This window comes from Pseudomonas sp. ACN8, assembly GCF_002303925.1.
Lineage (GTDB): Bacteria > Pseudomonadota > Gammaproteobacteria > Pseudomonadales > Pseudomonadaceae > Aquipseudomonas.
The window spans coordinates 18,340-38,627 of record NZ_MRCS01000016.1; the positions used below are offsets into that span (position 1 = coordinate 18,340).

The 20,288-nt window shown below is 62.9% G+C and carries 15 protein-coding genes; 4 read left to right on the plus strand and 11 right to left on the minus strand.

The window, feature by feature from the left end; all coding sequences use genetic code 11:
• The first annotated feature begins 39 nt into the window (after positions 1-39).
• From BSF44_RS11105 to BSF44_RS11120, 4 genes are read left to right on the plus strand one after another with little or no spacing between them, the layout of a single operon-like run.
• Positions 40-1,575, plus strand: coding sequence for a TolC family protein (locus tag BSF44_RS11105; protein ID WP_095943601.1), 1,536 nt, complete (start codon positions 40-42; stop codon positions 1,573-1,575).
• Positions 1,556-2,359, plus strand: a complete 804-nt coding sequence (locus tag BSF44_RS11110) for an efflux RND transporter periplasmic adaptor subunit (protein ID WP_095943534.1) — start codon at positions 1,556-1,558, stop codon at positions 2,357-2,359. The genes BSF44_RS11105 and BSF44_RS11110 overlap by 20 nt, the downstream gene beginning before the upstream one ends.
• The gene (locus BSF44_RS11115) at positions 2,356-3,702 is read left to right on the plus strand and encodes an efflux RND transporter periplasmic adaptor subunit (protein ID WP_172435336.1); all 1,347 of its coding nucleotides are present in this window, start codon (positions 2,356-2,358) and stop codon (positions 3,700-3,702) included. Before BSF44_RS11110 ends, BSF44_RS11115 begins: the two co-directional genes overlap by 4 nt.
• Complete coding sequence (locus tag BSF44_RS11120) at positions 3,702-5,798, plus strand: HlyD family efflux transporter periplasmic adaptor subunit (RefSeq protein WP_095943535.1); 2,097 nt, start codon at positions 3,702-3,704, stop codon at positions 5,796-5,798. The genes BSF44_RS11115 and BSF44_RS11120 overlap by 1 nt, the downstream gene beginning before the upstream one ends.
• A 50-nt stretch (positions 5,799-5,848) precedes the next feature.
• On the opposite strand, the gene BSF44_RS11125 is transcribed toward BSF44_RS11120, so the two are convergent.
• From BSF44_RS11125 to BSF44_RS11175, 11 genes are all read right to left on the minus strand, one after another.
• Positions 5,849-7,459, minus strand: coding sequence for a mechanosensitive ion channel family protein (locus tag BSF44_RS11125; RefSeq protein WP_095943536.1), 1,611 nt, complete (start codon positions 7,457-7,459; stop codon positions 5,849-5,851).
• Between the two features lie 100 nt (positions 7,460-7,559).
• A complete protein-coding gene (locus tag BSF44_RS11130; protein WP_095943603.1) occupies positions 7,560-8,015 on the minus strand; it encodes a YMGG-like glycine zipper-containing protein in 456 nt (151 codons plus the stop codon).
• Between the two features lie 192 nt (positions 8,016-8,207).
• Positions 8,208-8,570 (minus strand): DUF6124 family protein, encoded by a 363-nt coding sequence (locus BSF44_RS11135; protein WP_095943537.1) that lies wholly within the window; start codon positions 8,568-8,570, stop codon positions 8,208-8,210.
• A gap of 489 nt (positions 8,571-9,059) precedes the next feature.
• Positions 9,060-9,770 carry an NAD(P)H-dependent oxidoreductase gene (locus BSF44_RS11140; RefSeq protein ID WP_095943538.1) on the minus strand — a complete coding sequence of 237 codons (711 nt, stop codon included), beginning with the start codon at positions 9,768-9,770 and terminating at the stop codon, positions 9,060-9,062.
• A 77-nt stretch (positions 9,771-9,847) separates the two neighbouring features.
• Positions 9,848-11,263: an aldehyde dehydrogenase family protein gene (locus BSF44_RS11145; RefSeq protein ID WP_095943539.1), complete on the minus strand. Its 1,416-nt coding sequence runs from the start codon at positions 11,261-11,263 to the stop codon at positions 9,848-9,850.
• On the minus strand, positions 11,256-12,446 hold the full coding sequence (locus BSF44_RS11150; RefSeq protein ID WP_095943540.1) for a pyridoxal phosphate-dependent aminotransferase: 1,191 nt from the start codon (positions 12,444-12,446) through the stop codon (positions 11,256-11,258). Before BSF44_RS11150 ends, BSF44_RS11145 begins: the two co-directional genes overlap by 8 nt.
• Before the next feature lie 24 nt (positions 12,447-12,470).
• Complete coding sequence (locus BSF44_RS11155) at positions 12,471-14,078, minus strand: 5-guanidino-2-oxopentanoate decarboxylase (protein ID WP_095943604.1); 1,608 nt, start codon at positions 14,076-14,078, stop codon at positions 12,471-12,473.
• A 10-nt stretch (positions 14,079-14,088) separates the two neighbouring features.
• Entirely contained in the window at positions 14,089-16,188 is a 2,100-nt protein-coding gene (locus BSF44_RS11160; protein WP_095943541.1) for an acetate--CoA ligase family protein, read from the minus strand.
• A gap of 18 nt (positions 16,189-16,206) precedes the next feature.
• Entirely contained in the window at positions 16,207-17,367 is a 1,161-nt protein-coding gene (locus BSF44_RS11165) for an acyl-CoA dehydrogenase family protein (RefSeq protein WP_056725048.1), read from the minus strand.
• 40 nt (positions 17,368-17,407) lie between these two features.
• Positions 17,408-18,199: an enoyl-CoA hydratase/isomerase family protein gene (locus BSF44_RS11170; RefSeq protein ID WP_095943542.1), complete on the minus strand. Its 792-nt coding sequence runs from the start codon at positions 18,197-18,199 to the stop codon at positions 17,408-17,410.
• Between the two features lie 488 nt (positions 18,200-18,687).
• On the minus strand, positions 18,688-20,100 hold the full coding sequence (locus tag BSF44_RS11175; RefSeq protein ID WP_095943543.1) for an amino acid permease: 1,413 nt from the start codon (positions 20,098-20,100) through the stop codon (positions 18,688-18,690).
• Positions 20,101-20,288 lie beyond the last annotated feature (188 nt).

Here is a 20,288-nt window from a genome sequence, read left to right on the forward strand (position 1 = left end):
ACCGAACAAAATAAATTCAAAGAGCACAAAGGATTGAACATGCCGAAACATGCGACGAGGTTTATCAGCTCCGCTCTCGCGTCCGCACTGCTGCTCAGTGCCTGTTCGTCACTGGACCCCAAGCCCGCCACCGACGAAGAGAACCGTCAACGCATTCTCGCCGATCAGGCGCGCATGTATTCCGGCCAGGAACCGGTCACCGCGCCCATCACCTTTTATGAAGCGGCCGCCCGGGCGTTGAAATACAACCTCGACTACCGCCTCAAGCTCATGGAAAGCGCCCTGGCGTCGGACCTGCGCGATGTTTCCAGCCATGAGATGTTACCCAAGCTGGTGGCCTCGGCCGGTTATGCCGGGCGAAACAACGATTCGGGCGGTACCTCCATCGGTATCGAAGACCGCCAGGTCAGCTTGCGTCCGTCGACCTCCGAGGAGCGCTATCGCGAACTCTATGGCCTGGGCCTGAGCTGGAGCCTGCTGGATTTCGGCGTGGCCTATTACCGCACCCAGCAGAAGTCCGATCAGATCCTCATGGCCGAGGAACGTCGGCGCAAAGTCGCGCAGAACGTCTTGCAGGACGTGCGCAACGCCTACTGGCGCGCCCTCGGCGCGCAACGGCTGATGCCCGAAGTAGACAAGCTGCTGATGCGCACCCACACCGCGCTGACCTCCGCCCGGGAAGCCGAAACACGTGGTCTGTTGCCACGCCAGGAGATCCTCGCCTACCAACGCGCCCTGCTCGACTCCATCTACCTGCTGACCGTGCGTCGCCAGGACCTGGAATTCGCCCAGGCCGAGCTCGCCGCGCTGATGTCATTGCCGCCGGGCTCGAAAATGATCCTGGCCGACATGCCGGATCCACCGCTGCCGCAAGTGCATCAGAGCATGGCGCAGCTGGAGCAGCTGTCTCTGGAGCACCGCCCTGAAATCATGGAAGAGTGGTATCGCAAGCGGGTCAACCAGAAAGACCTGGACATTGCCAAGGCGCAGTTGTGGCCGAACGTCACCGCGGATTTCGGCTACCGGTACGATACCAACAAGTACCTCTACAACAGCGACTGGAACGCCACCGGGCTGCAAGTCTCGATGAACCTGCTGCGCCTGCTGCAATTGCCGTCGCTCAATGCCGCGCAAAAGTCCCAGAGCGAAACCGACGACTCCCGCCGGGTGGCGCTGTCCATGGCGATCCTGACCCAGGTGCGGGTCGGCACCCTGCGCTATCAACTGGCGCGCCAGGAAGTGGAGTTCACCGAAGACAGCCTGCGGGTCGACCGCAGCTTGCTCGACTACGCCCAGGCGGCGAAAAACGGCGCGCTGGGTTCCGAGCTTGAGGTGATCCGCTCCGAAGGTCGCTACCTGCTGTCGCGCTACCAGCGTGAAGCCGCGTTCTCCAGTGCCCAGGCGGCGTGGGGTCGCTTGTACAACTCCGTGGGGCTGGACGTCCTGCCGGATGAAATCTCCAAGCACGACGTCAAGACTCTGGCCCGGGAAATCCAGCGCACCTTGAACGAACAGGAACAGCAACGTCTGCTCATCACCCAGCAAGGAACGCCGAATGTGCAAAACCGCCCTTGAGTCCCGTTTTGGGGCCCTGCTATTGGCCTGCCTGATCCTGCCCGTCACCGCCGATGACACACCGTCGGCCCCCACCCTCGATAGCGCCAGTGCCATTCGCGTGTTGCTGGCCGCTGAACTGGAAACCACCCTGTCGAGCCAGATGAGCGGCACCCTGGGCGAGATGAAAACCGGTTTCGGCGAGCATGTCGCCAAAGCCGAAGTGCTCGCCCGCTTCAACTGCAACGAAGCCGAGGCCCGCAGTAAAGTGGCGGCCGCCGAACTGGCCATGGCCAGGCAGAATCTGGAAGCGAAAAAACAACTGCGCCAACTCAATGCGGTGGGTGACATCGAAGTCTCCATGGCCAACACCGAGGTGCAAAAAGCCGACGGCGCGCGCGCCATGGGCGTGGCCCAGAGTGGCTACTGCCAGGTGCTGGCGCCGTTTTCCGGACGTATCGCCAAGGTCTATGTCAAACCGTTCCAGACCGTCACGGCCGGTACCCCCCTGTTCGATCTGGTCAGCGACGGCGCCTTGAAAGTCCGGCTCAACGTACCTTCCAACCTGCTCAAGACCCTCAAGCCCGGCCTCGCGCTGCAAGTGAGCATTCATGAAACCGGCAAGAACTACCCAGCCCATGTCAGCGCCATCAACTCGCGGGTCGATGCGGTGGCCCAGACGGTCGAGCTCGAAGCCCGGCTCGACCAGAAATACCCCGACCTGATGGCGGGCATGAGCGGCACGGCGCATTTCAATCAGGACACTGCGCTGCAAATCGATGCACAAAACAGTGCCCAGCCATGACCATGAACGAGCCGCTGCCCCACCCTCACCTGCTGCTGGAACTCGACGCCCTGCGGGACAAGGCAATCGCCGCCGACTCGCTGAACGCTTTGGCGTTCAGCATGGCCAACGATCTGTACCCGCTGCTGCCGTTTCATCAGGCGCTGGTCTTTGCCCAACGGGAATCGTCGCTGGAACTGCTGAACGTTTCTGGGCTGTCGCGCCCCAGCGAAGACTCGCCGTACCTGGTCTGGCTGCGTCGGGCCAGTCGCTGGATCGCCACTCAGGTGGCCGATGGCGAACCGGTGTGGCTGACACCGGACACCACCACCCCACCGCCGGACATCGTCGAAGGCTGGAGCGAGTGGTGGCCGTCGGGCCTCTGGTGCATTCCGGTCCAGGACCGTGAAGGGCAACGCCTGGGCCTGTTGGTGTTGCTGCTGGAGCAGAAGCCGCCGGCCGTGTTGTGGCAGCACCTCAAAGGCCTGGTCAACACCTGGGGCTACTGCTGGGCCGCGCTGACCCGGCATCGGCGCCTCGGCCGCTGGCGCCCCAACCGCAAGCAACTGCTATTGGGCCTGATCGTACTCGGGGCCTTGTTGCTGCTGCCGGTAAGGCAAACCGCACTGGCCCCGACGGAGATCGTATCGCGCCAGGCGCAAATCATCAGTTCCCCCATCGATGGCGTGATCGAGCAGATCCAGGTGCGCCCCAACCAACCGGTAGACACTGGTACGCCATTGTTCTCCCTGGACGAAACCACCTTGCGCAGCCGCGCCGAAGTGTTGGGCAAGGAAGTGGCGGTGGCCGATGCCGAGTTGCAGGCGGCCAGCCAACGGGCGTTCGATAACCCACAAAGCAAAAGCGAGCTGACCCTGCTTCAGGGCCGCGCCCAGCAACGCCGGGCCGAACTGGCGGCGGTGCAAGCCCAACTCAAACGCACCAAGGTCCTTTCACCCCGCGGTGGCGTGGCGGTGTTCAGCGACCCCAACGACTGGCTGGGCAAACCCGTGGTCACCGGCGAACGAATCATGCAAGTGGCCGACCCGAGCCAACCGGCCATGCTCATCCAGTTGGCGGTGGCCGATGCCATCGCCCTGGAACCCGGGGCTGAAGTCACGCTGTTTCTCACGGCGTACCCACTGACCCCGCTCAAGGGCCAGATCCTCGAAACCAGCTACCAGGCCCGCCCCAGCGATGAAGGCGTGGTCGCCTACCGTCTGCTGGCCAGCATCGAGGGCGCGCCGGAGCATGCACGCCTGGGCCTGCACGGCACCGCCAAACTGTACGGCGGCCGGGTGATGCTCGGTTACTACCTGCTGCGTCGGCCGCTGGCGACACTGCGGGCGTGGAGTGGCTGGTAATGCTTGATCCCGCTGACTTGCCCGTGCCGCCATTGCGCGAAGACCTGCGCCTGAGCGAAGCCGCCAACGGCAGCAACGGCGAACCGGCCTGGGTGATCCAGGACACGGTGATCAACCGCTTTTACCGCATCGGCTGGCTGGAGTTCGAATGCCTGCTGCGCTGGGGCCAGTCGCCCCGGCAGATCAGCGAGCAAATTGGCGAAGGCACGGCGCTCAAACCGGATGTCGAGCAAGTCCTCGAATTCCGCCAGTTCCTTGAACAGCACCAACTGTTGCGCGCAGGCCCGGCCGCGCTTGAACGGCTCAAGGCCAAGGACGAGGCCGGCAGCTGGCTGAGCTGGCGCTGGTGGTTGCACCACTACCTGTTCTTTCGCATCCCTTTGCTGCGTCCGCAACAGCCCCTGCAACACCTGGCCCGCGCGCTGGGCTGGCTGTTTCACCCGCTCACCGGCCTGCTGGTGTTTGCCCTGAGCCTGTGGGGGGTGATTCTGGTGCTGCAACAGTGGGATGTCTTTACCCACGCGGTGGTCGAGTCGTTTTCCACCGAAGGCCTGTTCAGTTTCGCCCTGGCGCTGATCGTCGCCAAGACCCTGCATGAACTGGGGCATGCACTGGTGGCGACACGCCTGGGCCTGCGGGTCGGGCACATGGGCATCGCCTTCGTGGTGTTGTGGCCGATGCTCTACACCGATACCGGCGAGAGCTGGAAACTCAGTCGCTCGCGCCAGCGCCTGGCGATCGCCTCGGCCGGTATCGTCACCGAGTTGTCCCTGGCCGGATTGTCGACCCTGGGCTGGGCCCTGTGTGATCCGGGCCCGCTGCGCAATGCCCTGCTGTACCTGGCGACCACCAGCTGGCTGCTGTCACTGGCGCTCAACGCCAGCCCGTTCATGCGTTTCGACGGCTACTTCATCCTCTCCGACCTGCTGGACTTTCCCAACCTGCACGAACGCGCCTCGGCCCTGGCGCGGGTCACCCTGCGGCGTAATCTGCTGGGCTTGCAGGAAGACTGGCCGGAAGCCTTCCCGACCGGGCAACGCCGGCTGCTGGTGACGTTCGCGATCTTCACCTGGCTGTATCGGCTGGTACTGTTTCTGGGGATCGCCCTGGCGGTCTACCTGTTCTTCTTCAAACTGCTGGGGATCATCCTGTTCATGGTCGAATTGTCCTGGTTCATCGCCATGCCGGTGGTGCGCGAATTGAATCATTGGTGGCAACACCGCGCCGGCATCCCAAGCCGCCGCAAGTTGATGTTCTACAGTGTACTGGCGCTGGTTGTGGCCGGGCTGGCGATCCCCTGGCACAGCCAGATCGATGCGGTCGGCGTGGCCCGTGCCGAACACCAGTTGCGCGTCTATGCGCCCTACCCGGCGCGCCTGCAATCGATTCATGCCGAAGGCTCCGTCAATGCCGGCGAAACCCTGATCGTGCTCGACGAACCCGACATTGCCTCGCGCGTGCAAAGCAGCGAAGCCAATGCCCGCAGCTATGAGGCGCGCCTCTCAGGCCTGTTGGCCGACCCCGGCGGACTGCAGGAAGACGCCGTCACCCGCCAACGCCTCAACGTGCAATTCGAAGAAGCCCGGGCCGCGCGCTCGGAGATCGCCCGGCTCAACCTGCAAACGCCATTTGCCGGCCTCTGGCTGGACGTCAACCCGGACTGGAAAGCCGGCCAGTGGGTAGGACGCCAGGAATCCCTGGGCATGTTGATCGACCCGCGCAGCTGGCAGGTGGACGCCTATGTCGCCCAGGACCAGGTGCACCGCATGGCCACCGGCGACCGCGTGCGCTTTTACCCGGACGGCCAGACCACCCCGATCACTGGCCGCGTCCTGGTGATCGGCAGCACCCGCGCCAGCCAACTGTCGCACCGCATGCTGTCCTCACGCTTCGGCGGCCCGGTGCCGACCACCTCGGCGGAACACGCGCTGATCCCCAGCGCGGCATTGTTCCAGGTGCTGATTCAACTCGACGAACCCTTGCCAAGCCTGCGGGAAACCCGGGGGCGTCTGAAGATCGAAGGGGAACGGCGCAGCTTGCTGGCTAATGGTGCGACGCATTTGATGGCGGTGTTGATGAGGGAAAGTGGTTTTTAAAGGCAGGACCTGTGATTCGTCATGGTGCGTACTCCCTGTCAGGCGAAAAATCACGGTTCCTTCGGTTCTTCTGCCGGGGCCGGGTACCACTTGTCCCTGGGCACCCATTTCTCTTGTTGCGGATCGCCCAGGTAGTGCGGCGACATGATCTGCACGCCGTACTCGTTGAACACATCCTGGATATTGGCGTGCAACATGCTCAACAGCACGGCGCGCGGCCGCGGCTGGCTGGGAATGGCCTGGGCCACCAGCCGGTATTCCGGGTAGAAGTCCGACAATGCCGTCTGGAACACCTGGGCCGGCGGTACTTCGAGAACCCCCGGCGTGCGTTTCGCGGCCTCCAGCAACATCGCCTCCACCTGCCGCCACGGCGTGTCGTAGCCGATGGTCACGATGGTGTCGACCACGTAGCCGGGGCCTTGTACCACCCGCGAGTAGTTCTTGGTGACGGTACCGGTGATCATCGAGTTGGGCAGGGTCAGCACCTCGCCCAGGCCGGTGCGAATGCTGGTGGTGAACATGCCCAGTTCGGTCACCGTGCCTTCGTAGTCGCCGATGCGCACAAATTCGCCGGGGCGCAGGGTTCGGGTGTAGGTCAGGATCAGCCCCGCCGCCGCCTGGCCCACCACGCTGGTGGCGCCCAGGGAAATCATCAGGCCGATCAATACCGACAAGCCTTTGAAGGCATCGGTGCCGGCACCCGGCAGGTACGGATAGGCCATGGCCAGGGCAAATAGCCAGATCGCCAGGGACGTGAGGCGTTGGGTCGGTTGCAGGGTTTCATGGTTCAGCCAGCTGAGGGTTCCCGGTGCAGCCATGCGCCGCAGTATCCGCCGCATGAACGCGGTTGCGCCGCGGGCGATGAAGAAGATCGCCAGCGCCACGCCCAGCCCGGGTATGGCGCCGACGATCCCTTGCAACAGATAGCCGCCGAGCTCCAGCAGATAGTTGTTGAGGCTTTCGCCCCAGGGACGGGTATAGGGAAAGCGCGACAGGACAAAGCCCAGCCATTCGTAGGTCAGCAGCAACACGATGATCCAGCGCACCAGTTCCAGCAGGCGGCTGGCCAACGGATACAGGTAATTGGCGTCGAGCAGCGGCACCCTTCCGACTTTCAGGGCCTGGGTGTGCCGATGCATCAGCTCGGGCAGTTTCTTCAGCACTCTGCGGCGCAGGTACGACATGCCGAACAGCAGTGCAATGTAAATGCCGGTGGCGAGCAACGCGGCGACCATGGAGCGCAGGATCAACTGCAGGCTTCGAGCTTCCCGGGTTTCGGCGACGACCTGGCGCAGCTTGTCGGCGGCGGCTTCGGCGGCCTGCTGTACCGAGTCGTACTCGGTCTCATCGAAGTCCTTGGGCGAAACGATAAAGGCGCGCCGGCTACCCAGCAGCACCATGTAGCTCTTCATGATCGGATCGATAGAGACATTGAGGTCGTCGGCGTCATCCAGCGCCTCACCGATCACCGCTTTCGCCCGTTTGACCCGCGAGGCCGGGGCTTCACCGAGGAGGGTCGCGCGAAACACCATGATGCTGCGGTTGGCCACTTTCAATTCAACGGGAGCATCAACCGCTTTCGGTGCGTCTTCAGCCCACAATTGCACCGACCAGAACATCCCGAAAACAGTAAACATTACAGCGAGCAGCCTGCTCCGCATGTGTCGGATCCTTACGTCACGAAATTCAAATCGAGAGTACGTACCGCAGCGTAGTTCACCGATGAACGGTTGTCAGATTTGAGCTAGTTGCGCACCTGGCTCAAGGATTGACCTGATACCCCTTGCCCTGCAGACAGCTGCTATAAGCCGACGCGGTATTCGCCTGTGTGGTTTTCTCGTCCGCCCGGCGTTCCTGGCGCTGGCGCGAGCCACCGACCACCATCCCGGCCGCTGCCGTCGATTTGGCCCGGTCCTGGCGATAGTCCTGTTTTCTGTCATCGTCGACACGATCATAAGCATCGTCGTGCTGATTCCCGCGCACCTGGGCCGCCGTCGCGCCAGCGACCGCCCCCACAGCGGCACCCTTGACCCTCCCGCCAGAAGACGTGGAAGACGTCGAGGCACTCTGGCTTGCGGCAATGCTATTGCATTCGTTGATGTCGGCCTGGGTTTGTTGCGAACTTTGCCCTTTCATCGGCACCACCGATTGTGCCCATCCAGGGCTACTCAAAACGGACAATGCGATGCACAGGCTGACCGGTGAAAACCTTTTCATGATGACCTCCGACAGGCTTGCCACAATGGGCAGGCCTTGGGGCGACTGGCGGGCGGCAAGCGACGTCGTGCGTCGCCTGCCGATCGGATGGAGCAACTGAAAAGTGTAGTTCAACGGCACCGCAGAGAAGGACTTCCGAACAAGCGGTGGGAGTTGCTCCCACAACTCTATGTGTGATCTGCGGATGCGCGGTTATTCAGGCGGATCGAGTTGATCCAGCGCCCGATTCACCGCCAGTTCTCCGAGCATGATCACCTGCGCAATGCCCAGCAGCGCATTGCGGCTGGTGCCTTGCAGATGATCCACCAGATCGTTGGCCATGACATGGGCCGAAGCCAGCGACTCGCAGGCGTGCACCAGCAGGGTCTCGGTACAGAGCTCGGGATTGACGATGAACATGCTGCCGGGTTTGCGCGGTGTGGCCATGATGCCGGGGCCGGGGTTGAGGTAATGATCGAGGGCGCGCTCGGCGGCTTCGTGGAGTTTTTGGGAGTCGAGGCTTTCGTACGGGGATGTAGGATCGGTGTCCGGCGGGTTGGGTGTGACTTTGAACATAGTGAAACTCCAGTACTTATTAAGTTGGAGCCATCACTTTCGCTACCAAACGAAGGGTGGTGGCCATACGCAGGTTGGTAGACCGGAGTACTGGAGCCGGCGCCTCCGAAGAGGCCCTGCGCATGACCACCATAAAAAACAGAGACCAAAATGAGCATCTGCTTAATGTGTCGTTACGCGCCAGACTCCGGGCTACCAAACCCGATCGCTGCTGTTTTGCAGCGACCGGCCAACGATAGAACCCGCCCCCAAGACACACAAGCCGGCGGATTCTGGCGTAGCTGTAGGCAATGACGCAAGCCGTTGTAGCTTGCCAGACGTAACGCTGACAGCCGTTAAACAACCTCTTAAACACCCCCAAATAGGACAGCCAACACAAAGAACTGTAGGAGCGAGCCTGCTCGCGATGAGGGCGTGTCAGTCAACATCTTGCTTACTGACCCACCGCTATCGCGAGCAGGCTCGCTCCTACAGGGTATGTGGTGTTAGTCAGGCATTGGTGGTCAGCGGATAGAGCTTGTCATCGAACTGCGCCAACTTCGGAAACACCAACGGCTGATCATCACTCAGATGCTGCAACCGCTGTCCGTAATCAACCAGAAACTGCTGGCGCGCTTCGTCGCTGATGTACGGCACATGCCAGGCCACGAACGGTTCCAGCACGTCAAAACCGACATACGCCAGCGTGCCGCGCAGGATCGGCCGCAGCATGTCCTCCAACGGCCCATGAATCGCGCCCTCTCCAAACATGTGTTCACGCCCGCCCAGGGTCACGGTCACCAGTGCCTTCTTCCCAGCCAGACCACCCTGATCGTAGAAGCGCTTGCCGCCATAGCAGATGCCGGACACCAGCACCCGGTCGATCCAGCCCTTGAGCATGGCCGGGGCGGAGAACCAGAAGATCGGGAAGTTGAGGATCAGCAGGTCGGCCCACAGCAGTTTGTCGAGTTCCGCCTGGATGTCCGGCGCCAGCGACTGGCTCTTCACGCCCAGGCGTTGTTCCAGGGCGTAGACCAGGTACTCGGGGTTTTCCCGATTCGAGAAGTCCGCGTCGCTGGCCACCGGGTTCCAATTCATTTTGTACAGGTCGCTGACCTGCACTTCGTGGCCCTGGGCTTCGAGGGTGGCGACGGCCTGGTCGCGCAGGGCGGCGGTGAAGGATTGCGGTTCCGGGTGGGCGTGGACGATCAGTACTTTCATGGTGATTCCTTAGACTTTTCCCAGCGTATCGATTGGAGGTGGAGCAGTGGGTGATGGACAGTTCGAGTCGCCAACCGTCACACCTGGATCGCCTTCACTTCGACGAACTCGTTGAGCCCCTCCTCACCCCATTCTCGACCATTGCCCGACTGTTTGTAGCCACCGAACGGCGCCTGATAGTTGAATGCCGCGCCATTGAGGAAGCACTGACCAGCGCGCATCTGCCGCCCCAAATGCAAGGCGCGCTTGGCACTGCCGGCCCAGACGCCGCTGGACAGGCCGAACGGCGAGTCATTCGCGATCTGGATCGCCTGTGCTTCGTCGGTGTAGGGAATCAGGCACAGCACCGGGCCGAAGATTTCTTCCTGGGCGATGCGCATGCGGTTGTCGACATCGGCGAACAGCGTCGGGGTGACATAGAAGCCACGCTCGAACGTTGATGGCGAGTCACCGCCGCACAGCAGCCGTGCGCCTTCCTGCTGACCGACCTTGATGTAGTCGAGCACAGTGCGTTTCTGCCCGACCGAACACATCGGGCCGAGGAAGCTTTGCGGGTCGAGGGGATCGCCCATGCGCAGGCTCAAGGTTTCGGCGAGCGCCAGTTCCACGGCCTCGGCGTAGCGGCTGGCCGGCAGCAGCATGCGGGTCAACGCGGTGCAGGTCTGGCCGGAGTTGATCATCACGTCCTGCACGCCATAGCGCACGGCCGCTGCCAGATCCGCATCCTCGGCGATCAGCAACGGCGACTTGCCGCCCAGTTCCAGGCACACGCGCTTGACCGAAGGTGCCGCCGCCTCCGCGACGCGAACGCCAGCGCCGGTGGAGCCGGTAAACGACACCATGTCCACGTCCGGGTGTTTGGCCAACGCTTCGCCGACTTTCGAGCCCGGACCACTGACCAGGTTGAACACCCCGGCCGGCAGACCGATGTCCTCGATCATTTGCGCCAGCAGGAAGGCATGCAGCGGGGTTTCCTGACTCGGCTTGACCACCACGGTGCAACCGGCGGCCAGCGCTGGAGCGAGTTTGCCGATCAACTGGTGCAGTGGGTAGTTCCACGGGTTGATGAACGCGCAGACACCCACGGCCTCGCGGATCACCAGCGAGTTGCCGACTTCGCGCACTTCGTCCATGAGATGAGCCAGTTCGACGTACTGCTCAAGGCCAGTGATCGGCCCATCGACCTGCACCGAGCGGCACCATTGCACCGGCATGCCCAGTTCCGTGGTGATGACCGAGGCCATCTCATCGGCACGATTGCGCAGTTGATCGGCCAGGGCACGGATGTAACCGGCGCGCACGCTGGACGGTGTGCGCGACCATGAATCGAAGGCCCGGCGTGCAGCCGCCACGGCGTTTTCGACATCGCGCTCATCACCCAGCGGCACGCTGCCAGCCACTTCTTCCGTGGCCGGGTTGATCACCTCGGCGATGCCCTGTCCCGACGGGGTTTGCCAGCGACCATCAATAAACAGTGTCTTGTGATTAAGCATGAACCTGGGCCTCCATCAATTCTTGAGCACAACGGGCAATGCGCTGGCAGGCATCGCGCAGCGGTTCGGCGCCGACCACCAGACCGAGGCGAATATGCCCCGCCGCGCTCGGACCAAAGGCCTCGCCCGCCAGGACCGACACGCCGTGGCGATCCAGCAGGCGGTCGGCAAACGCTTGGGCGCTGAGCCCGGTCTGGCGGATATCGAGCATCACGAACATACCGCCATCGGGTTTCAGTGCCCGTACGCCCGGGCAATCGGCCAGGCTGTCGCACACCAGATCACGACGCTGGCGATAGGCTTCGCGCATGGCTTCGAGTTCCGGCAGGTTGCTTTCCAGGGCCACCACGGCGGCGTCCTGAATGAAATCCGGCGAGCCGTAGAGCATGCACAACGCGAGGTTTTCCAGGTGCGCGGCCAGGGATGGCGGCGCCACCACCCAGCCGACGCGCCAGCCGGTCATGGCGTGGGATTTCGACAGGCTGTTGAGGGTCGCGGTGCGTTCGGACATGCCCGGCAGGCTCGCCGGGCTGACGTGTTCGCCTTCGAACAGCAATTCGCTGTAGACCTCATCGGAAATCAGCCACAGGTCGTGGGCGATGCATAACTCAGCCAAAGCTGCCCAAGTGCTGCGCGGCAGACTCGCGCCGGACGGGTTGTGCGGGCTGTTCAGCGCCAGTGCCCGGGTGCGCGGAGTGATACGCGCGGCGACATCTTCGGGCAACACGCGAAAACCGTTTTCCGAGCGCACGGGCACCGGCACCACCACGGCACCGCAGGCGCCGAACACCGCTTCATAGGTGACGTACATCGGTTCGGCGACGATCACTTCGTCACCCGGGTTCAGCACGCATTGGGCCACGCTGAACAGCGCACATTGCGCCCCGGCCAACACAGTGACCTGATCCGCCGAGACGGTTTGGCCGCTGCGCTGCTGATGACGCTTGGCAATGGCCTCACGCAGGGCACGCTTGCCGCGCACCTCGGCGTAGTGAGTGTTGCCGCTCAACAGGCTGTCGATGGCGCCCTGCACGATAGGCTGTGGCGTGTCGAAATCCGGGTCGCCCACGGACAACAGCAGAATGTCTTCGCCCTGTTCGCGCAGTGCCAGGGCGCGGTAATGAATATCCCACGCGGCGGCGCCGTCACCGGCGATACGTTGAGTCAGATCGGAAAAGCGCATGGCTTCATCCCCTTAAAATGCAAATCACTGCGCACAGGCATGCTTGAGTTCGATCAGGGTCACGCCGTTACGCTTGAAGCCTTGGCGCAAATCGGTCTGCAACTCGGCCAGGCTTTGCGGCTGAGTCACGGTGCAACCGAAGGCACGAGCGAGGGCGGCGAAATCCGGGTTGCGCGGCAGCACGCCGATGGGCTCGATGTCGAGGCCGAGCATGTCGTCGCGGATTTGTCCCAGGGCATCGTTGTTCCACAGCAGCACCACCAGCGGGCTGTCCAGTTCTTCGACGGCAGTCGCCAGTTCCTGGGCGGTGTAGAGAAAACCACCGTCGCCCACCAGCACCAGGCCTGGCCGCTGCGGCGCGCCGAACTTGGCGCCGATGCCGGCAGGCAGGCCGTAGCCCAAGGTGCCGTAGCCGGTGGGGTGCAACCAGCTGCGGATGGCCAGGCTGTCGAAGGCGTAGTTACCCGTATACGCAAGCTGGGTCATGTCGGTGCTGATGAACGCGTTGTCCGGCAGCTCTGCGGCAATGCGGTCAAGAATCGATTGATGAATCGACTGCAACGGGCCATGGCTGGCCTTGACCGCTTCGCGCAGGGCGGCGACCGAGGCGATCGCTGCGCTGGCATCGCGCACGTCGCTCGGCAGTCGCTCAAGCAAACCGCTGAGGGTTTGTTGGGCGTCGCCATGCAAGGCCACTGCACAGGGGTAGAAGTCGTTGAACTTGCGCGGGTCGATGTCGACACGCAGCAGTTCGGCGTTCAGCGGCAGGCGTTCACGCCAGTAGTCGGTATCGGCCATCTCGGTGCCGACCGCCAGCACCACGTCGGCCTCGGCGATCAGGTTCCAGCCCGGTTCCACACACAAGGATGATCCGGCATTGAGCGGCGCACCCGGCGGCAACAGGCCCTTGCCGGCGACGCTGGTGAACAGTGGCGCGGCGAGTCGGGTGCTGATTTCTTGCAGTTCAGCCGTGGCATTCAACGCACCGCCACCGGCGATGATCATCGGGCGTTTGGCAGCCTTGAGTTTGGCCACGGCTTCATCGATGGCGCTCGCAGATGCCGGGCCGCGACCCGGGCGACGCACCACCTCATTGCTCCAGTCACGGGCAATCGGCGCTGACAGCACGTCCAGCGGCACCGAGATGTGCACCGGGCGCGGGCGTTCGCTGTCGAACACCGCGTAGGCACGAGCGATCAGTTCCGGCAGGTCTTCGGCGGTCAGTGCCACTGCAGAGAACGCAGTAATCGGCGCGGTCATCGCCCGTTGATCCTGACACTCGTGCAGGCTGCCCCAGCCCTTGCCGAGGCTGGCGCTGTGGTTGACGCTGGAAATCACCAGCATCGGAATCGAGTCGGCGTAGGCCTGGCCGATGCCGGTGGCGGCGTTGGTCACACCGGGGCCGGTAATGACGAAACACACGCCGGGCTTGCCGCTGACCCGGGCATAACCGTCGGCCATGAAGCTGGCGCCCTGCTCATGGCGTGTCAGCACGTGGCGAATGCCGCTGCCGGGCAAGCCGCGATACAGCTCCAGGGTATGTACGCCGGGGATGCCGAACACGGTATCGACGCCGTAGTTGGCTAACAGACGCACCAGGGCCTGGCCACCGGTCAAGGTTTTGCTTTGCATGTTCATGTCCTCACTCGTGGCCGAGGCGAATCAACGCATCGACCGCAATCGTGCCTTGGGCACCGACCAACAATGGGTTCACATCGAGTTCCAGCAGGTGTGCGGCGTTTTCGCAGGCGTAGTCGGCCACGGCGCGGATGGCGGTCACCGGGGCGTCCAGGTCAGCAGACTCGCGACCACGGAAACCTTGCAGCAACGGGGCACTGCGCAGGCTGAGCAAGGCGTTGCGGATCGCGCCGTCGGTGGTCGGCAGCAACAGGCTGCGACTGTCCTTGAGCAACTCCACCAGAATGCCGCCGGCACCCATCACCAATGCCAGGCAAAAATCGTTTTCGCGTTTGATGCCGACGATCAGTTCGGCCAGTGGCGGCTTGGCCATGGGTTCGAGTAACACTTGATCGAACGGCACGCCCGGCGCGTATGCCGCGATGCTGGCGTGCATCTTTTGCAGTGCAGCGCTCAATCCCGTGCCGTCCTTGAGGTTCAGCGCCACCGCACCGGCCTCGGTCTTGTGTGGCAACTGTGCGCTGACAGCCTTCAACACCAGCGGATAGCCCAGCGATTCTGCGTCTTTCAGCGCATTGACCGCCGTACTCAGAACGCCGTTGGGCGTCGGTAGACCAAAGGCTTTTAATGCCTGTTTGGAATCCCATTCATTGAGCAAACGCCCCTCGCCTTCCAGCGCGTGCGGGCACAGCGGAACCAGTGCCGACTCACCCAGCGCCAGCAACGCCTGACGATTGCGCTGATAACCGGCGATGCGACCCCACGCGGCCAAGCCGTCTTCAACGCCCTGCAAGGCCGCAACGCCTTGCTCGTGCAAACGCTCACGGGCATGGGCCGGCAGCAACTCGGGGAAGGCCGAGGTGACAAAACCGGTCTTGCCGTGTCGTTGCAGCGCCGCGCAGTACAACGCCAGCAGCAGGTCGCATTCCTTGCGCTCGCCGGTGAATTCCGATGGGTAGTCGAGCACCAGCATCGCCGCGTCGGCTTCGGTGCGCAGCGCGCTGTCGAGCATGCGGTTCAAGGCTTCGCCATCGCCCCAGATCGCCGTAGTGAAGTCCAGCGGGTTGACCAGGTTAGCGTAGGTCGGCAGCACTTGCGCGAGTTCGCCGACCTGTCCTTGATCGAGTTTCGGCAGGCCCAGGTCGTTGCGTTCGGCGTAGTCGGCAATCAGCCCGGCGTCGCCGCCGGAGCATGCCAGCGCGATCAGGCTGTTGCCCGCCGGCAGGTTGCCGCAGGCCGCGGCCTTCAGGGTTTCGACAAAACTCACCGGACCGCTGACGCGAATCACCCCGAGGCGGTCGAACAGTGCGTCGTACAGCGCATCGGAACCCGACAAAGAACTGGTGTGACTCAACGCCAGTTCGGCGCCAATCTGCGACACGCCGGTTTTCAGCGCGATGATCGGGATGCCCTTCTCCAGCGCCTTGTGCGCGGCGCGGGCAAAACCCGGCACGTTCTTCAGGCCTTCCAGGTGCAGGCCGATGGCGGTGACGCGCGGCTCGTCGAGCAACACATCCATCAATTCGGCCACGCCCAGTTGCGCCTGATTGCCCACCGAGGCCATGTAGGCCACCGGCAGCGAGCGGTCGCTCATGGACAGGTTGTAGGCGAAGTTGCCGCTCTGGGTCAGTACCGCCACGCCCTTCTCCACCGCTTTGCCGCCATGGGCCACCGGCCACAACGCGGAACTGTGCAGGTAGTCGAGCAGGCCGTAGCAGTTGGGGCCGAGCAAGGCCATGTCGCCAGCGGCCTTGAGCAATTGCTGTTGCAGGGCCTGGCCTTCGGCGCCGGTTTCGGCGAAGCCGGAGGCGTAGCAGATCGCCCCGCCCGCGTTGATGGCGGCCAGCTCGGCCACGCAGGTCAGGGTCAGTTCGCGGTTGGTGGCAATGAATACCGCGTCCGGGCCGCAGGGCAACTCGGCAACGCTGCGCACGCACGGCACCCCTTCAAGGCTGTCGTGTTGCGGGTTGACCAGCCACATTTGCCCTTGGTAGCCGCCTTCGGCACAGCGCTTGAGGGCGCGGGCCATACTGCGGCCGCCGACGAACGCCACGTGTTGCGGCGCGAGCATGCGTTTGAGGTTGTCACGAATGGTTTGGGACATGGGAATTCTCCGGGCCGATCAGCGCAGCAGCGGCCGCAGCAACTCGCGGGAAATGATGTGGCGCTGGATTTCCGAAGTGCCTTCCCAGATCCGTTCGATCCGCGCGTTGCGCCAGATGCGCTCCACCGGACCTTCGTCCATCAGGCCCATGCCGCCGAAGATCTGCACCGCTTCGTCGGCGGTACGCCCGAGCACTTCACTGGCGAACAGCTTGGCCATCCCGGCCTCGCCATCGGTCATGGTGCCCTGGTCCATTTTCCAGGCGGTGTGCAGGGTCAACAGTTCGGCGGCGCGGATTTGCGTGGCCATGTCCGCGAGCTTGAACGAAACGCCCTGGTAAGTGCCGATGGGCTGGCCGAATTGCTTGCGGTCCGCCGCCCATTGCAACGACACGTCCAGTGCGCGCTGGGCCTGACCGACGCAGTTGGCCGCGACCATCACGCGCCCGGCGGTCAGCCAGGCGTTGGCCACCTCCCAACCCTTGCCGACTTCGCCCAGCACCTTGCTGGCCGGCACGCGGCAGTCGTCGAAGAACATTTCGAAGGTGTGGTAACCCCGGTTGCTCACGCACTTGGGCCCACGGCGAATGGTCATGCCCGGGGTGTTGCGGTCGACCAGGAACGAGGTCACGGCGTTACGCTTTTTGCCGTTGTGTTCGTAGGTGTCGGTCACGGCGAAGACGATGGCGAAATCGGCATGGCCGGCGTGGCTGATGAAATGCTTGCTGCCGTTGAGAATGAAGTCGTCGCCTTCACGCACGGCACGGGTCTTGATTGCATTGGCATCGGAACCGGCACCCGGCTCGGTCAGGGCGAAGCAGTCGATTTTCTCGCCCTGGATGCACGGCAACAGGTAGTCGTTGATCTGGTCGCCGGTGCAGGCCATGAGGATTTTCGACGGCCGCGCGACGAACACGTGCAGCGCCCAGGACACTTTGGACAGCTCACGTTCGATCAGCGCCTGGGACAGGTAGTCCAGGCCACCACCACCCACTTCTTCGGGCATGTTGAAAGCGTAGAAACCGGCGGCAATCGCCTTGCCGCGAATCTGTGCCGCCAGTTCCGGGGACACCTCGTCGGCGCGGTCGACTTGCTCTTCATAGGGCAGCAGTTCCTTCTCGACGAAGCTGCGTACCGAGTCCACCAACATTTCTTGTTCTTGGGTCAGTTGGAAATTCATGCGGCTACCTGTTGTTCATGTTCTGGGAGATGGAGAGGAATCAACGACCGATGAAGCGTGCCGGGCGTTTTTCCATGGCGGCGCGCAGGGCTTCGTTGCCGTCTTCACTGCGGCCGCAAAGCAGGCCGGCGGCGAGCTCGGCTTGCAGCTGTTCGGCCAAGCTGCGTTCGGCGCCTTCACGCATGAGTTTTTTGGTCTGGGCGAAAGCGAAGGTCGGGCCGGCAGCCAGGCGTGCGGCGAGTTCGCTGGTGACCGTCAGCAGTTGATCGTCGGCACAGACATCGCTAACCAGTCCGGCATCGAAAGCACGGTCGGCACCCCACAATTCGTCGAGGAACAGCAGGCGCTTGGCCTGTTCACTGCCGATCAAACGCGGCAGGTGCCAACTGGCGCCGGCGTCCGGCGAGTACGCCATGCTGGTGTAGCCGGCCTTGAAGCGCGCCGATTGCCCGGCGATGCGCAGGTCGCAGCACAGGGTCAGGTCCATCCCGGCGCCGACGGCGGTGCCGTTGATGGCGGCGATGGTGGGTTTTTCCAGGCTGTGCAGGCGGGTCATCAGGGCGTGGGCGGTTTCGGTCCAGCCGTAGGTTTCCAGAGCGCCCCGGGCTTCGGCATCGGCCCATTCATCGAGGTCGGCGCCGGCGCAGAAGCTGCGGCCGCTGCCGGTGAGCACCACCACGCGCACCGCCCGATCGGCGTTGAAAGCGTCGAGCAAGCCATGCAGGTTTTTCAGCGTCGGAATGTCCAGCGCATTGCGCTGGGCAGTGCGATTGAGGGTGATCCAGGCAACGCCTGCTTCGACCTGGCTGAGCAGCGACGATTGAGTGGTCATGGGTATCCTCGAATTATTGTGATAGGTCTGAGGTGATGCGACTTGAGGCCATACTAAACGAGTGTTCAGTAAGGCGGCAATTGGGGAGGAAATGGGCTGTAACAAGCGCAATAATTCGATAACACATTGGTTTTATTGAATTATTTAAAGATTGACGAGCGTAGGCCGTAGGCGCTGTTACAACTTCGAACAACTGGCGACACGCGGTCTTTCCCTCCCCCACAACCCCCCTGTAGGAGCGAGCCTGCTCGCGAGGGACGTAAGACCACCGCGGGAAACCAGACAGCCCGCGTTATCGTTGACGACCATCGCGAGCAGGCTCGCTCCTACAGGGAATCGGCGGTGTGCATAGAAGCTGGGGATGTCACAAAACACTGTGGGAGCGGGCTTGCCCGCGAAGGCGGCATCACATTCAACATCTCTGTTGACTGATACACCGCCATCGCCAGCAGGCTGGCTCCCACAGGGGATGGTGTTACTTCAGGGCATCAAGTAGTCGGCAAGCTCGGCGCCAGCACGCCCTGGCGTTTGCGATGGATCAGGAAGTACGCGCCATAGCACAGGGCAATGAAGCCAAAGCCCCAATACAGCGACGGACGCTGGGTTTCATCCAGGGCCAGGAACACGAACAGCGAGCAGCACAGCGTGATGCACATCAGCGGCAACACCGGGAACCACGGTGCGCGGTATTTCAGGTCGCTGAGTTTGCCGCCGTCACGCAAGTACGCCTTGCGGAACTTGTACTGTGCCAGCGCGATGACAATCCAGGTCACGGTGCCGGACATGCCGCTCACGGCCATCAACACCATGAACAAGGTGTCGGCGGCGACGAAGCTGGTCATCAGCGACACCAGCGCGAAGCACAGGGTGATGCTCAAGGCGCGCAGCGGCACGCCACGCTTGCTCAATGGCGACAGGCTTTTCGGCGCCATGCCGGTTTTCGACATCGCCCACAGGATGCGCGTCGAGGCATACAGGCCGGAGTTGCCCACCGACAGGATCGCAGTGAGGATCACGAAGTTCATCAGGTCGGCGGCGTAGGGAATGCCGACCATGTCGAACACCTGCACGAACGGGCTTTCCATCAGGCCCGCCTGCTGCCACGGCACGATGGCCGACAGCACGATGATCGCCAGCACGTAGAAGATCAGTACACGGAACACCACGTTGCGCACGGCACGAGGAATGCTTTTTTCCGGTTGATCGGTTTCACCGGCGGCCACGCCCATGATTTCGCAACCCTGGAACGCGTAGACCACGGTCATCATCACCGCGAACACCGCCGACAGGCCGTTGGGGAACAACGAATCGCCGATCAGGTTGGTCGCCATCGGCGCCGGTGCACCACTGCTCAGGGGGATCACGCCGAAAATTACCAGCACGCCGACCACGATGAAACCGAGAATCGCCGCGACCTTGATCCCCGAGAACCAGTATTCGGCTTCACCAAAGGCGCGGGTCGCCATGGCATTGATACCGAACAGCACCACCACGAACAGCGCTGACCAATACCAGATCGGCACCGCCGGAAACCAGCGGGTCATTAGCATACCGGCGGCGGTGAACTCCAGGCCCACGGTGGTGGCCCAGCTCATCCAGTACACCCAGCCGATCATGAACCCGGTGGCCGGGCCGATGTATTTTGTGGCGTGGGTCTGGAACGAACCGGACACCGGCATCTGCACCGACAGTTCGCCCAGGCAGACCATCACCAGGTACATCAGGAAACCCGCGACCAGGTAAGCCAGGATCGCCCCCACCGGGCCGCCCTGATTGATGGTCACGCCAGAGCCCATGAACAACCCGGTGCCGATGACACCGCCCAACGACAGCATGAAGATGTGCCGGCTCTTGAGGGCGCGGGTCAGCTGTATGCCTTTACGATCAGTGTTTTCGTTCATGTCGGCACCTCAGCAGTCGGTGAGGTGTGCAGCGCGCGACAGGACGTCACGGCGCAGGGAGGGATCAGCTTTACGGCAAGTCATTATTATTATCTCCAATAAGCTTCGAAGACCGCGCTGCGGCGGTTGCGTCGATTATTGGAAAGCCATGTAAGTTCGCGTTGACCGTAAAGATCGAAGTTGTACAA